The sequence below is a fragment of the Natrinema sp. LJW11 genome (assembly GCF_056135975.1).
Genome location: NZ_JBWBDM010000003.1, coordinates 487,480 through 503,332 on the forward strand (window position 1 = coordinate 487,480; position 15,853 = coordinate 503,332).

At 65.2% G+C, this 15,853-nt stretch carries 13 protein-coding genes; 6 read left to right on the top strand and 7 right to left on the bottom strand.

The window, feature by feature from the left end; all coding sequences use genetic code 11:
* Complete coding sequence (locus tag AC0QDI_RS11460) at nucleotides 1–996, bottom strand: D-2-hydroxyacid dehydrogenase (protein WP_474668209.1); 996 nt, start codon at nucleotides 994–996, stop codon at nucleotides 1–3.
* Nucleotides 997–1,107: 111 nt separating this feature from the next.
* Here AC0QDI_RS11460 and AC0QDI_RS11465 point away from each other — a divergent pair, with 111 nt between their 5' ends.
* The 3 genes from AC0QDI_RS11465 to AC0QDI_RS11475 all read left to right on the top strand — a co-directional run bounded on the left by AC0QDI_RS11465 (nucleotide 1,108) and on the right by AC0QDI_RS11475 (nucleotide 4,101).
* Nucleotides 1,108–2,487 carry an amidohydrolase gene (locus AC0QDI_RS11465; RefSeq protein WP_474668211.1) on the top strand — a complete coding sequence of 460 codons (1,380 nt, stop codon included), beginning with the start codon at nucleotides 1,108–1,110 and terminating at the stop codon, nucleotides 2,485–2,487.
* Nucleotides 2,484–3,734, top strand: a complete 1,251-nt coding sequence (gene ilvA / locus AC0QDI_RS11470) for a threonine ammonia-lyase (RefSeq protein ID WP_474668213.1) — start codon at nucleotides 2,484–2,486, stop codon at nucleotides 3,732–3,734. Before AC0QDI_RS11465 ends, ilvA begins: the two co-directional genes overlap by 4 nt.
* An 85-nt stretch (nucleotides 3,735–3,819) precedes the next feature.
* Nucleotides 3,820–4,101, top strand: a complete 282-nt coding sequence (locus AC0QDI_RS11475; protein WP_474668214.1) for a hypothetical protein — start codon at nucleotides 3,820–3,822, stop codon at nucleotides 4,099–4,101.
* Nucleotides 4,102–4,327: 226 nt separating this feature from the next.
* Here the strand turns inward: AC0QDI_RS11475 and AC0QDI_RS11480 are convergent, their stop codons facing one another.
* The 4 genes from AC0QDI_RS11480 to AC0QDI_RS11495 all read right to left on the bottom strand — a co-directional run bounded on the left by AC0QDI_RS11480 (nucleotide 4,328) and on the right by AC0QDI_RS11495 (nucleotide 10,103).
* On the bottom strand, nucleotides 4,328–5,689 hold the full coding sequence (locus AC0QDI_RS11480; protein ID WP_474668216.1) for an aminotransferase class III-fold pyridoxal phosphate-dependent enzyme: 1,362 nt from the start codon (nucleotides 5,687–5,689) through the stop codon (nucleotides 4,328–4,330).
* A gap of 234 nt (nucleotides 5,690–5,923) precedes the next feature.
* The gene (locus AC0QDI_RS11485) at nucleotides 5,924–7,627 is read right to left on the bottom strand and encodes a BCCT family transporter (protein ID WP_474668218.1); all 1,704 of its coding nucleotides are present in this window, start codon (nucleotides 7,625–7,627) and stop codon (nucleotides 5,924–5,926) included.
* A gap of 380 nt (nucleotides 7,628–8,007) precedes the next feature.
* On the bottom strand, nucleotides 8,008–8,655 hold the full coding sequence (locus AC0QDI_RS11490; RefSeq protein WP_474668219.1) for a DUF8102 family protein: 648 nt from the start codon (nucleotides 8,653–8,655) through the stop codon (nucleotides 8,008–8,010).
* Between the two features lie 167 nt (nucleotides 8,656–8,822).
* Nucleotides 8,823–10,103, bottom strand: a complete 1,281-nt coding sequence (locus AC0QDI_RS11495) for an amidohydrolase (RefSeq protein WP_474668221.1) — start codon at nucleotides 10,101–10,103, stop codon at nucleotides 8,823–8,825.
* 454 nt (nucleotides 10,104–10,557) lie between these two features.
* On the opposite strand from AC0QDI_RS11495, the gene AC0QDI_RS11500 reads away from it, so the two are divergent.
* Both AC0QDI_RS11500 and AC0QDI_RS11505 read left to right on the top strand, forming a co-directional pair.
* Nucleotides 10,558–11,160 (top strand): hypothetical protein, encoded by a 603-nt coding sequence (locus AC0QDI_RS11500; protein WP_474668359.1) that lies wholly within the window; start codon nucleotides 10,558–10,560, stop codon nucleotides 11,158–11,160.
* Nucleotides 11,161–11,207: 47 nt separating this feature from the next.
* Nucleotides 11,208–11,660, top strand: coding sequence for a magnetosome magnetite crystal formation protein family (locus tag AC0QDI_RS11505; protein ID WP_474668222.1), 453 nt, complete (start codon nucleotides 11,208–11,210; stop codon nucleotides 11,658–11,660).
* 31 nt (nucleotides 11,661–11,691) lie between these two features.
* Here the strand turns inward: AC0QDI_RS11505 and AC0QDI_RS11510 are convergent, their stop codons facing one another.
* A complete protein-coding gene (locus AC0QDI_RS11510) occupies nucleotides 11,692–12,081 on the bottom strand; it encodes a Rid family detoxifying hydrolase (RefSeq protein ID WP_474668224.1) in 390 nt (129 codons plus the stop codon).
* Nucleotides 12,082–12,269: 188 nt separating this feature from the next.
* The gene (locus AC0QDI_RS11515) at nucleotides 12,270–13,652 is read right to left on the bottom strand and encodes an aspartate aminotransferase family protein (protein WP_474668226.1); all 1,383 of its coding nucleotides are present in this window, start codon (nucleotides 13,650–13,652) and stop codon (nucleotides 12,270–12,272) included.
* Nucleotides 13,653–14,315: 663 nt separating this feature from the next.
* Between AC0QDI_RS11515 and dnaG the strand changes: the two genes are divergently transcribed.
* Entirely contained in the window at nucleotides 14,316–15,746 is a 1,431-nt protein-coding gene (gene dnaG / locus AC0QDI_RS11520; protein WP_474668228.1) for a DNA primase DnaG, read from the top strand.
* The last annotated feature ends 107 nt before the right edge of the window (nucleotides 15,747–15,853 follow it).

Genomic DNA, 15,853 nt, shown 5'->3' on the forward strand with positions numbered 1-15,853 from the left:
TTACTCGGAACCCGCGTCGGGCCGGTATACGGCGTTTTCGAAATCGCCGCTGGGTTCGGGCCCGCTCCGGTCCGCGAGCACCTCGACGTTGTGCGCGACGATGTTGGCCAGTCGATCCCAGTGTTTCGGCGTGTGACCGCCCGTGTGGGGCGTGATGAGACAGTTCTCGAGGTCCCAGAGCGGGTGATCGGCGGGGAGCGGTTCGGGATCGGTAACGTCGAGCGCGGCCCCGCGGATCCCCTCGAACTGCAGTGCCGAGACGAGCGCGTCGGTGTCGACGATCCCGCCGCGGGCGGCGTTGACGACCACCGCGTTCGGCGGGAGCGTGGCGAGTTCGTCTTCGCCCACGAGCCCGCGGGTCAGATCGTTGAGCGGACAGGCGAGGACGACGTAGTCGCTCCGCGAGAACGCCTCGTGGATATCGTCCTCGTCGAAGCCCAGCACCTCGTCGGTCGGGCCGCCCTTGGAGGGCGTGTAGCGGATGCCGATCGTCTCGACCTCGAACCCCTCGAGGCGCTGGACGATTTCCTGGCCGATCGAGCCGAGACCGACGACCGTGACGGTGCTGTCGGTGAACTCGTGGGACTGGAAGTGGCGCCACTCGTCGTTTTCCTTCCGCCGCCAGCCCTCGTGGAGCCGGCGCGCGAAGACGAGCATGTTTCCGATCGACTGCTCGGCGATGCCTGGGGCGTGGATTCCCCCGGCGTTCGTCACGGCGACGCCGTGGTCGGCCAGCGCGTCCATCGGCAGGTGGTCGGTGCCGGCGAAGGTACACGCGAACAGCTCGAGCCGGTCGGCGCGCTCGAGGAGGGCTTCCTCGATCGTGATCCCGGTCACGACCCGCGCCCGCGGGACGAGTTCGCGTTCTTCTTTCGGCGTTCGCGCCAGCGCGACGGTGTGATCGGGTAACCGCTCGCGCAGGGTTTCGGCGTACGACGCCATCGACAGCCCTTCCGTCCCCTCTCGGAGAACGACGATGTCTGGGTCCGTGCTCATGGAAAGTTCCGTGTTGCCCTACCATTGTCACGCCCGCTCTTATCTTTTTGTGTACCCGTCGTAAACACTGATTGTGTATAATTAAGTCCCTGGGGCGCGTCAGTAACTCGCATGACCGAGCCGATACGGGACCGTCTCGTCAGCCTCCGGCGCAGCTTCCACCGCCACCCCGAGCCCGCGTGGCGCGAATTCCTCACCACGGCCCGGCTCGTCGAGGAAATTCGGGCCATCGGCGTCGACGAACTGGCCGTCGGCCCCGACGCCTACGACCCGGCCGATCGAATGGCCGTCACCGACGACGACCTCGAGCCCTGGATCGAGCGCGCCCGCGAGCGCGGCGCGGACGACGACCTCCTCGAGCGGATGACCGGCGGCAATACGGGTGCAGTCGCGGTGCTCGAGCGCGGCGAGGGGCCATCGATCGGGCTGCGCGTCGACATCGACGGGCTGTTCATCGAGGAATCGACGGACGAGGAGCACGACCCCGTCGACGAGGGCTTTCGCTCGAAGATCGACGGGACGATGCACGCCTGCGGTCACGACGCCCACATGACCTGGGGGCTCGCCGTCCTCGAGCGAATCGCCGAGAGCGATTTTTCCGGGCGGCTGGTCGTCTTCTTCCAGCCCGCCGAGGAGACCGGCGGCGGGGGCTGTCCGATGGCGAAAAGCGAGTTCGCGGACGACCTGGATTACCTGCTCGCGATCCACGTCGGACTCGACCATCCGACGGGCGAGATCGTCGCCGGCATCGAGAAGCCGCTGGCGATGTGCCACGTCGACCTCGAGATAGCGGGGACCTCCGCGCACGCCGGAAAGGCGCCGAACGAGGGCGACAACGCGATGCACGCGATGGGGACGGCGATCGAGAACGCCTACGGCATTCCCCGGCACAGCGACGGAATGACCCGGGTCAACGTCGGGAAGGCCGAGGCGGGGACCGCAAGCAACGTCATCGCCGAACGCGCCTCTATGGAAGCCGAAGCGCGCGGCGAGACTACCGAGCTGATGGAGTACATGAAGAACGAACTCAAGCGAACGGTCACGTCGGCGGCGAAGATGCACGGCTGCCGGGCCGAGTTCGACGTGGTCAGCGAATCGCCGCGGGCCGACAGCGACCCCGAACTGCAGGCGCTCGTCAGTGAGGTCGCCGGCGACGTCGAGGGGCTCGACACCGTGTTACCGGCCGCCGACTTCGGCGCGAGCGAGGACGCGACGTTCCTGATGGAGCGGGTTCAGAACGACGGCGGGCTGGCGACCTACATGATCGTCGGTACCGACCACCCGACGAGCCACCACACGCCGACGTTCGACGTCGACGAGGCGAGCCTCCAGCACGGCGTCGACGTGCTGGTCGGGACGATCCGGGAACTCGAGCGGCGGCATCCGGTGCCACGCGTCGAGGGCGGCGTGGACGTGAAACACGGGGAAGGTGGGCCACTGGGGGAGGGCGGGCCGCTCGGAGAGGACGGAGCACGCGCGGAGGACGAATGAGCAGGAATCGCGACGCCGGCGAGGCGCTCGTCACCCGCGAGGACGTCGAAACCGCCCGGGACCGAATCGCCGACGTCGTCCACCGGACGCCGCTGGATACGTCGCGGACGTTCGCCGAGCTGAGCGGCGCGGCCAGCGTCGGACTCAAACTCGAGAACGTCCAGCGAACGGGCTCGTTCAAGATCCGCGGCGCGTACAACACGATGGCACAGCTCTCGGACGCCGAGCGCGAGGGTGGCGTCATCGCATCGAGCGCGGGCAATCACGCGCAGGGGGTCGCGCTGGCCGGCGATCTACTCGACATCGACACGACGATCGTCGTCCCCGAGGTGACGCCGGCCGCGAAGATCGAGGCCACCCGCGGCTACGGGGCCGAGGTCGTCGTCGAGGGCGACATTTACGAACGGTCCTACGAGTACGCCCTCGAGCGCGCCGGGGAGACCGGGGAAACGTTCGTCCATCCGTTCGACGATGCGGCTATCGTCGCCGGACAGGGGACGATCGGCCTCGAACTGCTCGAGCAGTACCCGCAGATCGACACCGTGCTGGTCGCCATCGGCGGCGGGGGGCTCATTTCGGGCATCGGGACGGTACTGAAGGCCGCAGAGCGCGATATTCGCGTGATCGGGGTGCAACCGGAGGGCGCAGCGCACGCGAAACCGTCGCTCGAGGCCGGCGAGATCCGCCAGCTCCCCGACGTCGACACCGTCGCGGAGGGGATCGCGGATACGCGCATGCTCGAGACGACGTTCGAAATCGCCCGCGAGGTCGTCGACGACGTGGTCAGCGTGAGCGATCGGGAGATCGCCGCTGCGGTCACCCTGCTCGCCGAGCGCGCGAAGACGGTCGCCGAGAGCGCCGGCGCCGCCCCGCTGGCCGCCGCGCTGTCCGACGATCTGGACATCGAGGGCGAGCACGTCGGTATCGTCATCTCGGGCGGGAACGTGAACCTCACCGAGCACGCCGAACTGACGCGGACCGGACTCCACGAACTCGAGCGCTACACCGAAGCGAGACTCGCGCTCGCGGGCTGGCCGACGACAGTCGGCGAGGTGGTCGAGACGGTGGAAACCGAGGGTGCCGAACTGGACATCCTCGAGCGCGCTCGGCGGACGTCGGTCGACGAGCCGAATCGGACGCCCGTGACGATCGGACTCGAAGGGAGCGGCCCCGAGCATCTCGAGGGGGTGCTCGAGGCGCTGGCGGCGCTCGAGGGCGTCTCGATCGTCGAGCGCTCGCTCGACTGACTGTCCCCGATTCTCGGCCGTATCGCAGACGAGCGAGGCGGAGTATCAGCGAAATTATTTAGATGGCTGTCTGATAAGTGGGAGTGTGAATCGACCCCTCGTGTATCACGCGTCCCAGATAGTCGTCGGTGGCGGCCTCCTGCTGTTCGCAGTGTCATCGATTCTGGGCGACGGCCTCGACGACGCGTTCCACGGCATCTTCGTGGCACTGATGGGAATTAGCGGGATCGGAATCGTTCTCGCGAACGGCTATCAACTGCTCCGCTCCGATGCCGACCCACCCGAACTGACTCCCGCGGTGTTCCGGCTCTCGGTGGCCGGGGCGGGACTCATGGTGCTCGCGGCGATACTGTGGGTCGCGTTCTGAGAGGGGGCGAAAAACGGAATCGACCGCGGGCCAGACGCGTTCTCTTCCACTCGTGGTTTAGCCGCGAATCGGAACATAGCCGTCTGTTACCTCCGTTTACGGTGAGTCGGCTGCCCGTCGACACCACAAGTGGATCAGTATTCGTCCGGCGGACGGTTCGGCGATGAGAAAACGCGCTCGAGCCAGCCGGAGAAACGAAAATCGATCGGAAAATCGGCTGTCGAGATTACGCCGCTTTCGCGTTCGGGCTGACGGCCTCGATCGCCTCGAGGAAGATGCCGATCCCGAGTTCGATCTCGCGCTCGCTCGAGTCCAGCGGCGGGAGCAGCCGGATGGTCTTCTTCCCGCAACCGAGTGTGAGCAGGCCGCGCTCGAGGGCGGCTTCGACGACGGCGGAGCGCCGTTCGGGGGTGTCGAACTCGACGGCGAGCATCAGGCCCTTACCGCGGACGTCCATGACGGAGTCGGGCGCGTCGTCGCGGAGGAGTTCTTTGGCCTGCCCGCCGCGGCGAGTGGCGTTGTCGAGCAGGTCGTGTTCCTGAATCGCCTCGAGCGTAAAGGCACCCATCATCGAGCCGAGCAGGTCGCCGCCGCCGAACGTCGAGCCGAGGCGGTTCTTCTGATCCGGGAATATCTCGGACCGGGAGATGGTCGCGCCGACGCGCAGGGCCTTCGCGCTGGCGATCACGTCGGGTTCGATCGGGTAGTGATCCGAGGCCCAGATCTCGCCGGTGCGGCCGACGCCGGCCTGAATCTCGTCGACGACCAGCGGGATGTCGTAGGTGTCGGTGACGTCCGCGACCTCCTGCATGAACGCCTCGCTAGGGAATCGGTAGCCGCCGACGCCCTGAATCGGCTCGAGCGTCAAAAAGGCGATCTCGTCGGGGTCGACGTAGCCGCCTTCGGGCGCGAGCATGTTTCGGAGCTGCGAGCCACCGCCGGCGAAGAAACCGCAGTCGCAGCTCGCGGCGTCACAGCCGCGGTCGTCGCAGAACGGAACCGTTTCGATCCCGCTGATCTCCGGGTAGTGACGCGTGTAAACGTCCTTGGACTTCGTGATCGACAGCGTCCCGAGGGTCCGACCGTGGAAACTCCCGGAGAAAGCCACGCCGTACTTCGACGGCGCGCGGTAGTCGTTCGTGATCTTCATCGCGTTCTCCATGGCCTCCGCGCCGGAGTTCGAGAGGAAGACGGTGTCCATCCCGTACTGACTCGAGACCTCCGTGAGCTTCTGCATGAGGTGACTCGAGCCGGGGAAGTCGGCTTCGTCGGGGCTGGGGCCGGAGCCGAAGTACATGTCCTGGCCCGCGATCTTCATCGGCTCGACGAGGTCGAACTCGCGGACCTTCTCGAGGACTTTCTCGTTGTTGTAGCCGAGCGGTGCCGCGCCGATGTGGCAGGTGAAGTCGAGGAGAACGTTGCCGTCGACGTCCGTGACGAACGGTCCGTCGGCTTCCCGCGTTACGTCCCAGACGAACTCGTGGGAGTACTCGCTGGGGGCGGAGTACTCCTGATGGAAGTCGACCCACTGCTGGGCGTTCGGACCCGGGAGCGCGTCCGTGTCGGGTTCCGCCGTGTCCCTATCCATACACAATTTATGTGTACCTCATACATTAAAACTTGTTATCGGTTGGCGAGGAGGTCGTCGCGGGACAGGAGTCGGGTATCGTCGGCGAGAAAAAACGGGCAACATGACGGCCGAACTCGGTCCGCCTGCGAGGTGGCGGGCCGCGGGCGGTTCAGACGGACTGCGGCAACTCAGTTCCGGCGCAACCGCGACCCGTCCCGTGATTGCGCCGGGACCCCGTTGCGGCAGACCGTCTCAGTCGTCGTCCGACTCGACGGGACCGCCGGGACCGGACGGTGATTCCGTTTCCGGCTTCTTGCTCGAGCCGATGAGGACGGTTTCGTCCTGCAGGAGGACTCGGCCGTAACTCGAGCCGAAGTCCTTGATCAGCGAGAGCATCGCGAGGAAGCAGACGAAGGCGAAGGGGGTCCCGGTGATAATCGCCGCCTGCTGGAGCGTGTTCGCGCTGCCGGTACCGCCGAGGATCATCAGGATCGCCGCGGTCATGCCGAGGACGACGCCCCAGAAGATCCGATTGATGGTCGACGGACGCGCCTTGCCGCCGGTCGTCATCATCGAGACGGCCAGCGTCGAGGAGTCAGCGGAGGTGACGAAGAACGTCGTCACGAGGATCAGGAACATGTACATCAGAGCGGTTCCGACCGGTATCGTGATCGAACTCCCGCCGAGGTCCAGCGTGAACTGCAACGCCTCGAAGAGGATGAAGCCGGAGACTTCCGCACCGGCCTCACCGGAGATCACCGCACCGAAGTCGGCGACGCCGTTGTGCTGGGCCCAAACGGCGGTGCCGCCGACAAACGTGAACCACGGGATGGTGGCTCCAGATGTCGCAACGATCCCCGTAAACGCAACTTCGCGAACGGTGCGACCCTTGGAGATGCGAGCGATGAACAGGCCCGCGAACGGCGACCACGAGAGCGCCCACGCCCAGTAGAAGACGGTCCAGGTGTTCATCCACTCCGCCGCCGCCGGATCACCTGCACCCATCGGACCGGCACCGGTAAAGAGGCTCATCGAGACGAAGTCCGACAGCATCCCACCGAACGCCTGCGTGCCGAGCAGGATCAGGAACAGCGTCGGGCCGGCGATGAACGTACCGAACATGAGGATGACGAAGAGGATCATGTTAAAGTTCGACAGTCGGCGAATCCCCTTGTCGACCCCCAGGACCATCGAGGTCGTAAACAGCAGCGTCATGAAGGTCACCACGAGGAGAATGCCGATGTTCCCCATACTGATCCCCCACTGGTAGTCCAACCCTGTGACGAACTGGCTGCCGATAAAGCCCAGCGAAGTCGCCACGCCGCCGATGGTCGCGAAGACGGCGAGGATGTCGACGACCTTCGCGAACGGCCCGTCTAAGTTCTCGGCGCCGATGATCGGAGTGAGCGCCGAGGAGACTCGCAGCGGGACGTTCTCGTAGTTGTACGCGAAGTATCCGATCGCGATCCCCATGATCGTAAACACCGCGAGTTGGGGGAGCGCCCAGTGGAACAGCGTTTGCTGGACGGCGAGGGTCATCGCTTCGGCCGAACCGCCCTCGACGCCGCCGAACAGGGGCGATGGGCTGTCATAGTAGAACAGTGCCTCGGTCGGACCCCAGAACACGACACCAGCGGCGAAGCCCGCAGAATACAGCATCGCGAAGAACGACAGGAAGCTGTACTCCGGATCCTCGTCTCCCATCTTAATCTTGCCCCACGGGCCGACGATCAGGAACAAGAGGAAGATGACGATCAGGAAGACGATCAACAGCAGCGCCCAGTTGAATGCGCCGAGCATCTGATCGTTCAGCGTCGAGATGCCGCTCTCGACCGTCTTCGGACTGATGAAGAACGCCGCGATCACGCCGACGGTCAACAGCGCCCCGAACGCGAAGACGACCAGATCGATCTCCTCGAGGAACTCGTCGACCATCCCCTGATCGGCGTCGCTCATCGTCCCACCCCCGGTATCGGACGGCAGCGGAACGATCTCTCGTGATTCCACCTACCATTCGCCATGCTGCATGATGGCATACCGCTACCATTAACGGCGTATACAATAAGTGTTTCTCACTCAGCTAGGTTATCCACAGATTGCGTTTATTATATATGTACCGCGAACCAGACGGAATGCTCCACCTTCTAAAGCATTCATAGTTAAATATACCATCACACTGGACGATCGATATCCTCCGCGAAGAGCAGTAGAGAGTTGGTCAATCGGACCGACAATCGGTAACTGAGTACTACCGCGTCTCACGATGCGGGGAACGGCGTCGGGCCCGACGATTCGTCCGGCCGAAAACGAAATCCGAAAACGGCTCCGTCAATACGTCAGTTCGTCAGCTCCTCGAGCGTCTGCTCTTTGGTCTCGGCGCTCTCGGCGACGCGCTCGGCGAACTCGTCGACGCGATCCTGAATCTCCTCGCGGGCGTCCTCCGGCGAGAACCCCTCGGACATCGTCAGCAGGCGCACGAACGCCCGCAGTTCCTCGTCGGTGAGCTGGGCGAACTCCTCGTTCTCGAGTTTCTCGATCACTTCGTCGACGTCGATCTGGCCGACCGGTTCGACGTTGAACTCGACGTTGACCATCCGGTAGTTCGAGCCGGCGAGTCGCTGTTCGGCCTTGCCGACGCCCTCCGAGAGCATGTCCTTGAACGGGGTGTGGTAGCCGATCGTCCCGAGGTGGAGAAAGGCGAGCATATCGGTGATCCCCTGCGTGTAGGCGTCGCGATCCTCGGCGTCGGGATCGAAGACCGTCTCTCGGTCGCGTTCCTCCATGTACTCGAAGAGGATGCTGAAGTCGAGCATCGCGTTACGAACCCGGCGTCGGATCCGGTTTCGCTTCTGTTTCTTCGAGTGGTCGGTGTAGTCCGTCTTCCGACCGAGCAGGAAATCGCGATCGGAGGGCGTGAGAATGCCGCGCGGGCGATCCGAGTCCGCCGCCGTCCGCAACGACTCCGGCACGTCGTCTTGGCTCATAGGGAATACACGGAGAGCCCGCGAATTAACGTTTCCCATTCGGCGAACGTGATGCTCGACGAACAGAAGCGTTCGCTCGACTGTCAGTCAGTATTGCGGTTTGCCGCGAAAGCAGCGAGGAATCGCACGCGCAGTGAGAGCCACCAGTACCGAACCGAAACCCTCGGTTAGGGCCGCCGACGGGAGAGTTCGGTCGCCGTCTCGGTAAGCAGCGCCACTCCGATCTCGAGGCTCTCCTCGTCGATGTCGAACGTCGGCGTGTGGTGGCTCGTCGGGTGGTCGGTACCGACAAGGACGTACGACGCCAGCCCGCCCTCGTCCTGGACGCGCTGCATCAGGTAGGTCACGTCCTCGCTCACGCCCAACTCCTCGCTCGGGATTACCCGATCGACGCCCTCGATCTCCCAGGCGACGTTCCCCACGAGGTCGCGGAGCGCGGGATGGCTGTCGACGCGGGGCGACTCGCTGATCACTCGCGGCGTGACGTCGCAGTCGTGCATCTCCGCGGCGGCGTACAGCACCCGCTCGAGTTCCGTGCGCGTGTACTCCATCAGCGCGGTCGTCTCGCCGCGGACCTCGGCCTCGATGGTGACCTCCTCCGCGATGACGTTGCTCGCGGTCCCGCCCTCGATGCGGCCGACGTTCACCCGGGTCAACCCGTCGCTGTGCCGCGGGATCCCGTAGGCGTTCTGAATCGCGGTCGCCGCCGCCTGCATGGCGTTGGCCCCCTCGTTCGGCGCTTTGCCGGCGTGGGCGCTCGCTCCCTCGAACGTGGCGGTCAAGTGTGCCATCGCCAGCGGCTTCTCGATGCCGGCGACGATCTCGCCCGTCGGATGGTCGAGCCCGACGTGAAGGGCGAGGAGGTAGTCGACGTCCTCGAGGTAGCCGCTCTCGGCCATCGCCTTCCCGCCGCCGGAGATCTCCTCGGCGGGCTGGAAGAACACCGTCAGCGTTCCGTCGAACTCGCTCGCTTTGACCGCCTCGAGCGTCCCCAGCGCTATCGCGAGGTGGGCGTCGTGGCCACAGGCGTGCATGTAGCCGTCGTGCTCGGACCGAAATCCCTCGGCGGCCGGTCGGTGCTCGCGCTCGTCGGACTCCCGCATCGAAATCGCGTCGAGATCGACGCGCAGCCCGATGCAGGGCCCCGCTCCCTGCTCGAGGGTCGCGATAACGCCCGTGTGACCGTCGGCCGTGCGCTCGAGAACGTCCGATCGAACGCCCGCCTCGCGAGCGCGCTCGATCCACGGCTCGAGTTCCGCCGCCGGCGGCACGGCCATGCGCTCGTCCGTCGCCAGCGCGTCGCGGCCCACGGCGATCTCGTCGACGCCGATCTGCTCGAGTTCCTCGACGACCCGGCCGGTCGTCCGAAACTCGCGCCAGCCCGGTTCGGGATGACGGTGGAACTCCCGCCGTAATTCGCGCAATCTGTTTCGCGCCTCGTAGGACATTCTTGCCGGTTCTACGCGTGGGAGATACTTAGTCGTAGCCGATACTCGCAGACCGGGTACGAACGATCGGTGGCGATAGTCAGGGATCGAAGGGGATTCGAGCGGTTCACGCGAGCGATCGACGCGAAGACCGCGACGCGCCCAGCGCGGAGACGGTCGAGGGGAACGGCGGTCAGAGAGGCGTGCGAAAGGCAAGACCGGCCGCCGCGTGGAATCCGCGCTTGGTCCCGGTCGTGATTCGCGTCGCCGAACGGATCGCACGCGGGGTCCACTCGAGACGAAATCGCCATCGAACCGAACCCGCGGGGTTGTAGACGCGTTCCCATTCGATTCCGTCGAGCCAACCACACGTTCCAAGGATAAAAGCGCCGTTTTGCGGGCGCACATTCGCGTTTGGTGCCCGCCAAATCCATCACGGGATTTAATTTACAACCCCTCGATGGCTGGACCATCGATGCCGCCCCTCCCACCGTGGATCGACGATCGGATCGATCCCGCGCTCGACAAGAAACTCACGCAGCGACACGTCGTCGAGGTCATGCTCGAGTCCGAGCGGCCGTTCTTTTCGATCCAGCAGCTCCGTGCTCGAGTCAAACCGACGGTCAGTAAAGAGACGGTCCGGAACCGGCTCGACGAACTCCGCGAGATCGACGTCGTCGCCGCGGAAACGTATCCGGACACCGTGACGTTGTACTACGTCAACCATCCCGAATCGCGATGGCCGCTCTCGCCGGAAGGGAAGCGAGCGCTCGCTCAGGATTCGCCCCTCGAGACGCTGTCGGCGCGTGACTTTCTCCGACTCCGGAACCCGGCCGGGATCAGGACGCTGGTCCTGGCGGGCTTCCAGCTCAGCCTGGTGCTGTTCTGTGTCGGCGTCGGGATGAGCGTGCTATCGATAGAGGCCCCCGTCGACGCGAGTCACGGGCTCTGGGCGGCCGCCGGCAATCTCTTCGTCGTCTGTCTGGTCCTCCTCTTCGCTGAACGCGCCGTTCGCAACCGTCGCGACGACGGCGCCGACGGAGCGATTCCGACGCCCGAACGAACCAGTCCGAAGTGACGCGACGTGATCGACCGACACCAACTGATACCCCAGAATACGCACCCATGTCAACTGACTCGACCCCGAACGAATCGCCGTCTCACGAATCGACTTCGACCGAACCCGGCCCGTCGATCCTCACGGAGCGGACGCTCCTGGGGATATTCATCCACTTCATCGCGATCCTTCCGATTCTCGGATTCGTCACCGCCGGGATCGTCTACGCGGTGTCGGAACACGAATTCACGCGGGCCAACGCGCGGAACGCGCTCAACTGGCAGCTGCTGGTCAGCGGATCGTTCCTCGCGGTGTTCGTCCTCGTGTTCGGGGTGGGAACGCTGTTCGAGTACGTCGCGCTTCCGGGGGTGATCGAAACGGTCGTCTTCGTCCCCGTCTTCGCGCTGGCGACAGTCACGATCCTCCTCGGATTCCTCAATTTCTTCGTCTGGATCGTCGCGACGGCGAAAGCCATCTTCGGCGACGCGTGGCGCTACCCGTTCGCGCCCGAGTTCGTGTGATCGAGCCGGCGGTCCCCGGATGTCTGAGCGCTCATCCGAGGAACGCCGTGGCGTCCAGTTCCACGCGAACGTCTTCGGGAAGTCGCGAGACTTCGACGCAGACTCGAGCCGGCGGCTCCTCGCCGAATCGCGCGCCGTAGGCCTCGTTGACCCGCTCGTAGTCCGCGAGGTCGGTCAGGTAGACGGTGACTTTGACGACGTCCGCGAGGCCGTCGCCGCCGGCTTCGTCGACGACGGCGGCGATGTTGTCGAGCACCCGTTCGGTCTGGGCCTCGATGTCGCCGTCGACGACTTCGTCCGTGTCGGGGTCGACGGGCCCGTAACCGGAGACGTACAGCGTGTCCCCGGCGCGAACCCCCTGCGAGTAGGGGTTATCGTTGCTCGGTGCGTCGTCGGTTTCGATGGAATCGATGTCGGACATAGGATCAGTCTCGGGCGTGGTGGGATCGGTGTCGGACGTGGTGGGATGGTGTCGAACGCGGTGGGATCGGTGTCGGACGTGAGACGGTCGGTCTCACCGCTCGAGTCATGCGGTCTGCTGTACCGATGTACCGGTGCGACCGCAGGCCGTCTCGCGGTCGCACCGGAACGGACCGACAGCAGTCCGTATCAGGCGGTCTGCGTCGCTTCGGCGGTCACGTTATCGATCGCCTCGACGACGACGTCGAGCGCCGTCTCGGCCAGGTCGTGCGTGAGCACCAGCGGCGGGAGGAATCGGAGGACGTTGCCGTGGCGGCCGGCCGTCCAGATCAGGACGCCGCGCTCGAAGCAGTACTGCTGAATCGCGTCGACGAGATCGCCGTCCGGCTCGCCATCGCTATCGACGAACTCCGCGCCGATGAACAGCCCCTTGCCGCGGATGTCGGCGAGGTGCTCGTTGTCGTTGGCAGCCTTGCGGAGCCGGCCTCGAATGTACTCGCCGAGGTCTCGAGCGTGCGCGAGGAGGTCGTGCTCCTGAATGTACTCGATGGCGCGGGTCCCGGCCCGCATCCCGACGACGTGGCCGCGGTAGGTGCCGGCGTGGTCGCCGGGACCCCACGTGTCCAGATCCTCGTGGTAGATGGTCGCCGAGAGCGGGAAGCCAACGCCACCGAGGGCCTTCGCGGAGGTCATCACGTCGGGAGTCACGCCATCCCAGTCGCTGGCCCACCACTGCCCGGTGCGGCCCAGGCCGCTCTGGATCTCGTCGAAGACGAGGACGACGTCGTTGTCGTCGGCGATGTCGCGCAGCCCCTGCAGGAAGCCCGCCGGTGGCGTGACGATGCCGCCCTCTCCCTGGATCGGTTCGACGATCATGCCGGCCGGATTGGCCAGCCCGCCGTAGGGGTCCTCGACGATGGCTCGGACCTCCTCGAGCGCGTGATCGACCGCTTCCTCGGGCGATTTCCCCTGCCGGAACGGATGCGGGTAGGGAGCGTGGACGACGTCGGCGAGCAGCGGCGTGTAGTGGCCCTTGAACTTCTTGTTCGACGTGACGCTCATCGCGCCGGTCGTCGCGCCGTGGTAGCCACCGCGGAAGGCGATGAGGCCGTCGCCGCCGGTGTTGTACTTGGCGAGTTTGATCGACGCCTCGATGGCGTCGCTGCCGGTCGGCCCGCCGAAGACGACCTTGTTCTGGCCCTGCAGACCCTCGGGAACGATCTCGTCGAGTTTCTCGATCAACTCGAGGCGCGCCTCCGTCGGGAAGTCGACCGTGTGGACGAATTTGTCGGCCTGTTCGTGAACCGCCTCGAGCACGTAGGGGTTCGAGTGACCGACGTTGAGCACGCCGATGCCCGCGAAGAGGTCGATGTAGGTGTTGCCGTCGGCGTCGCGAACCGTCGCTCCTTTCCCCTCCTCGAAGGCGATCGGAATGTCGTCCGGATAGGCGACCGCGCTACTGTCGATCTCGCGTTGTTTCTCGAGCAGCGCCCTGGTGTTGGGGCCGGGAACGGAGTCGACGTCCGGTGCGTCCTCGAAGTGGAGTTCGTCTATCGGCGGACCTGCCGTCATACGTACTGGCAGGTGAAACAGTTATAAATAACTTGTCCACAGTTTCCATGAAGAACGTATACAAATACTGAATACGCAGCTCGTTTCGAACACCGATACGGGTGACACCGGTGACGAAAGTCGTAGACGAATTCGCGAGATGAGGGGGAATCATTCTCGAAGCAGCGGTGACGAGCCACATCCCTCTGACCGAAGCGATAAACGGGTAAATCGCTCTGTACAGGAGAACCACGTCTCACTCCAGACCGACCATCCGACGTGCGGTGGCGCGCGCTGGGCCGCGGTGAATGCCAATGAACCGCGGCTCGAAGCCGTGCGAGGGATGAGCGAGCGACGGCAGGAGCGAGCGAATCGGCTGGGGAGGGCGTGGCGATTCCCTGTTGCCACGATAGCAGGTCGTTTCATCACACAGTCACTAGCAGAACCCACGACTCCATTCACTGTCTGTAGTGAACGGTCGTTCAAATCGTTGCTTTCGAATAGAGAATAACGATCGGACACGACCGAAGACGCCGAATCGATATCGAACGTCCATCGGCGAACCGAACCGAGCCGACGCCTGCGGAGGTCAACAGCTATTTGCCCCCCACGACCGAAATTGTATATAAATCGGTCTCTGGACGCGATACCCGCGTCACCGCCCCTCCCGGGGACAGATCTCTCATGGAAGACACCTCGAAATATCTCATCCACGCGGACGTGACGGCTGACGGGATCGTCGAGCGAAGCGACGTCGTCGGCGCGATCTTCGGCCAGACCGAAGGACTGCTCGGCGACGAGCTCGACCTCCGCGACCTCCGCCAGTCGAGCAAAGTCGGTCGTATCGACGTCGAAATCACGAGCACCGCCGGTCAGTCTCACGGGCAGGTGACGATCGCGACCAGCCTGGACAAGGTCGAAACCGCCACCCTCGCCGCCGCCCTCGAGACGATCACCCGGGTCGGTCCCTGCCGAGCCACCCTCGAGGTGCGGGAGATCGAGGACGTGCGCGCGGCGAAGCGAAAGGAAGTCGTCGACCGCGCGAAGGAACTGCTCCGGACGGGGTTCGACGATACGATCATGTCCTCCGACGAGATCCTCGCGGAGGTGCGCCAGCAGGTTCGCGTCGAAGATATCACCGAGTACGAGGGGCTCCCGGCCGGCCCCCGAGTGACGGACAGCGACGCGATTATCGTCGTCGAGGGCCGAGCCGACGTCCTCTCCCTGCTCAAGTACGGCATCAAAAACGCCATCGCGGTCGAGGGGACGAGCGTCCCCGACGCCGTGGCCGAACTCACCCGTCACCGCACCGTCACGGCCTTCCTCGATGGCGACCGCGGCGGCGACCTCATCCTCGAGGAACTCGCGCAGGTCGGCGACCTCGACTACGTCGCCTTCGCGCCCGCCGAGAGCTCCGTCGAGGACCTGAACCACCACGAACTGTTCGCCGCCCTCCGGAACAAGGTGCCCTACGAGACCGTCTCGGAGCTGAACGAGCCCCGGGACGCGATCGCCGCGACCGACGGCAGTACGACGCCGGCACCGCCGCCGTCCGAACTGTCGACCGCGTCACCGACGACCGCGGAGTCCGACGAGGAGGGCGATCTCGAGTCGAGCGATCGAACGGCGTCGGCCACCGACTCGAGCGACGCCCTCGAGACGCCGGCGGCGGTCGATCCGGAACGAGCAACGGCGGGCCGAGCGCAGTCGAGCGCGTCCGGCGGTGAGGCGGAGACGGATCCGGAACGGACCCAACGCGGCGAGGCCGGGACCGATGCCGAGTCAGATACCGATCGCGCCCCCGAGACGGTCTACGGGCACGCGACCGCGGTCATTCGGGCGGGCACCGATCGCGTCCGCTTTCTCGACGCCGAGGCCGAACCGATCGACGACGCCGATGCGAGCGAGGCCTACGGGACGCTCGAGGCCCTCGAAACCGTGCCGACGACGGTCGTCCTCGACGGGATCCTCGACCAGCGACTTCTCGATCTGGCGGCCGACCGCGGCGTTGACCGAATCATCGCGCGCTCGCTCGGCCAGTTCACCAAGCGGCCGACCGACGTCCGGATCCACGCGGTCGACGACGTAGCCGAGCAGCGGCCGGACGCGGAGTGACGCGGCGACTTTCGGCAACTGAACCCGGCCGTCGAGCGGACAGTCAGTTCGGGGCCGCACGATCCGTGTCCACGGACCGAACGGTCGCGGCGTGGCTGTCGGCGTCG

Bases quoted from the DNA above. Each gene is read 5' to 3' on its own strand.
- AC0QDI_RS11460 (WP_474668209.1), bottom strand. From the start codon at position 996: ATGAGCACGGACCCAGACATCGTCGTTCTCCGAGAGGGGACGGAAGGG.
- AC0QDI_RS11465 (WP_474668211.1), top strand. From the start codon at position 1,108: ATGACCGAGCCGATACGGGACCGTCTCGTCAGCCTCCGGCGCAGCTTC.
- ilvA (WP_474668213.1), top strand. From the start codon at position 2,484: ATGAGCAGGAATCGCGACGCCGGCGAGGCGCTCGTCACCCGCGAGGAC.
- AC0QDI_RS11480 (WP_474668216.1), bottom strand. From the start codon at position 5,689: ATGGATAGGGACACGGCGGAACCCGACACGGACGCGCTCCCGGGTCCG.
- AC0QDI_RS11485 (WP_474668218.1), bottom strand. From the start codon at position 7,627: ATGAGCGACGCCGATCAGGGGATGGTCGACGAGTTCCTCGAGGAGATC.
- AC0QDI_RS11490 (WP_474668219.1), bottom strand. From the start codon at position 8,655: ATGAGCCAAGACGACGTGCCGGAGTCGTTGCGGACGGCGGCGGACTCG.
- AC0QDI_RS11495 (WP_474668221.1), bottom strand. From the start codon at position 10,103: ATGTCCTACGAGGCGCGAAACAGATTGCGCGAATTACGGCGGGAGTTC.
- AC0QDI_RS11500 (WP_474668359.1), top strand. From the start codon at position 10,558: ATGCCGCCCCTCCCACCGTGGATCGACGATCGGATCGATCCCGCGCTC.
- AC0QDI_RS11505 (WP_474668222.1), top strand. From the start codon at position 11,208: ATGTCAACTGACTCGACCCCGAACGAATCGCCGTCTCACGAATCGACT.
- AC0QDI_RS11510 (WP_474668224.1), bottom strand. From the start codon at position 12,081: ATGTCCGACATCGATTCCATCGAAACCGACGACGCACCGAGCAACGAT.
- AC0QDI_RS11515 (WP_474668226.1), bottom strand. From the start codon at position 13,652: ATGACGGCAGGTCCGCCGATAGACGAACTCCACTTCGAGGACGCACCG.
- dnaG (WP_474668228.1), top strand. From the start codon at position 14,316: ATGGAAGACACCTCGAAATATCTCATCCACGCGGACGTGACGGCTGAC.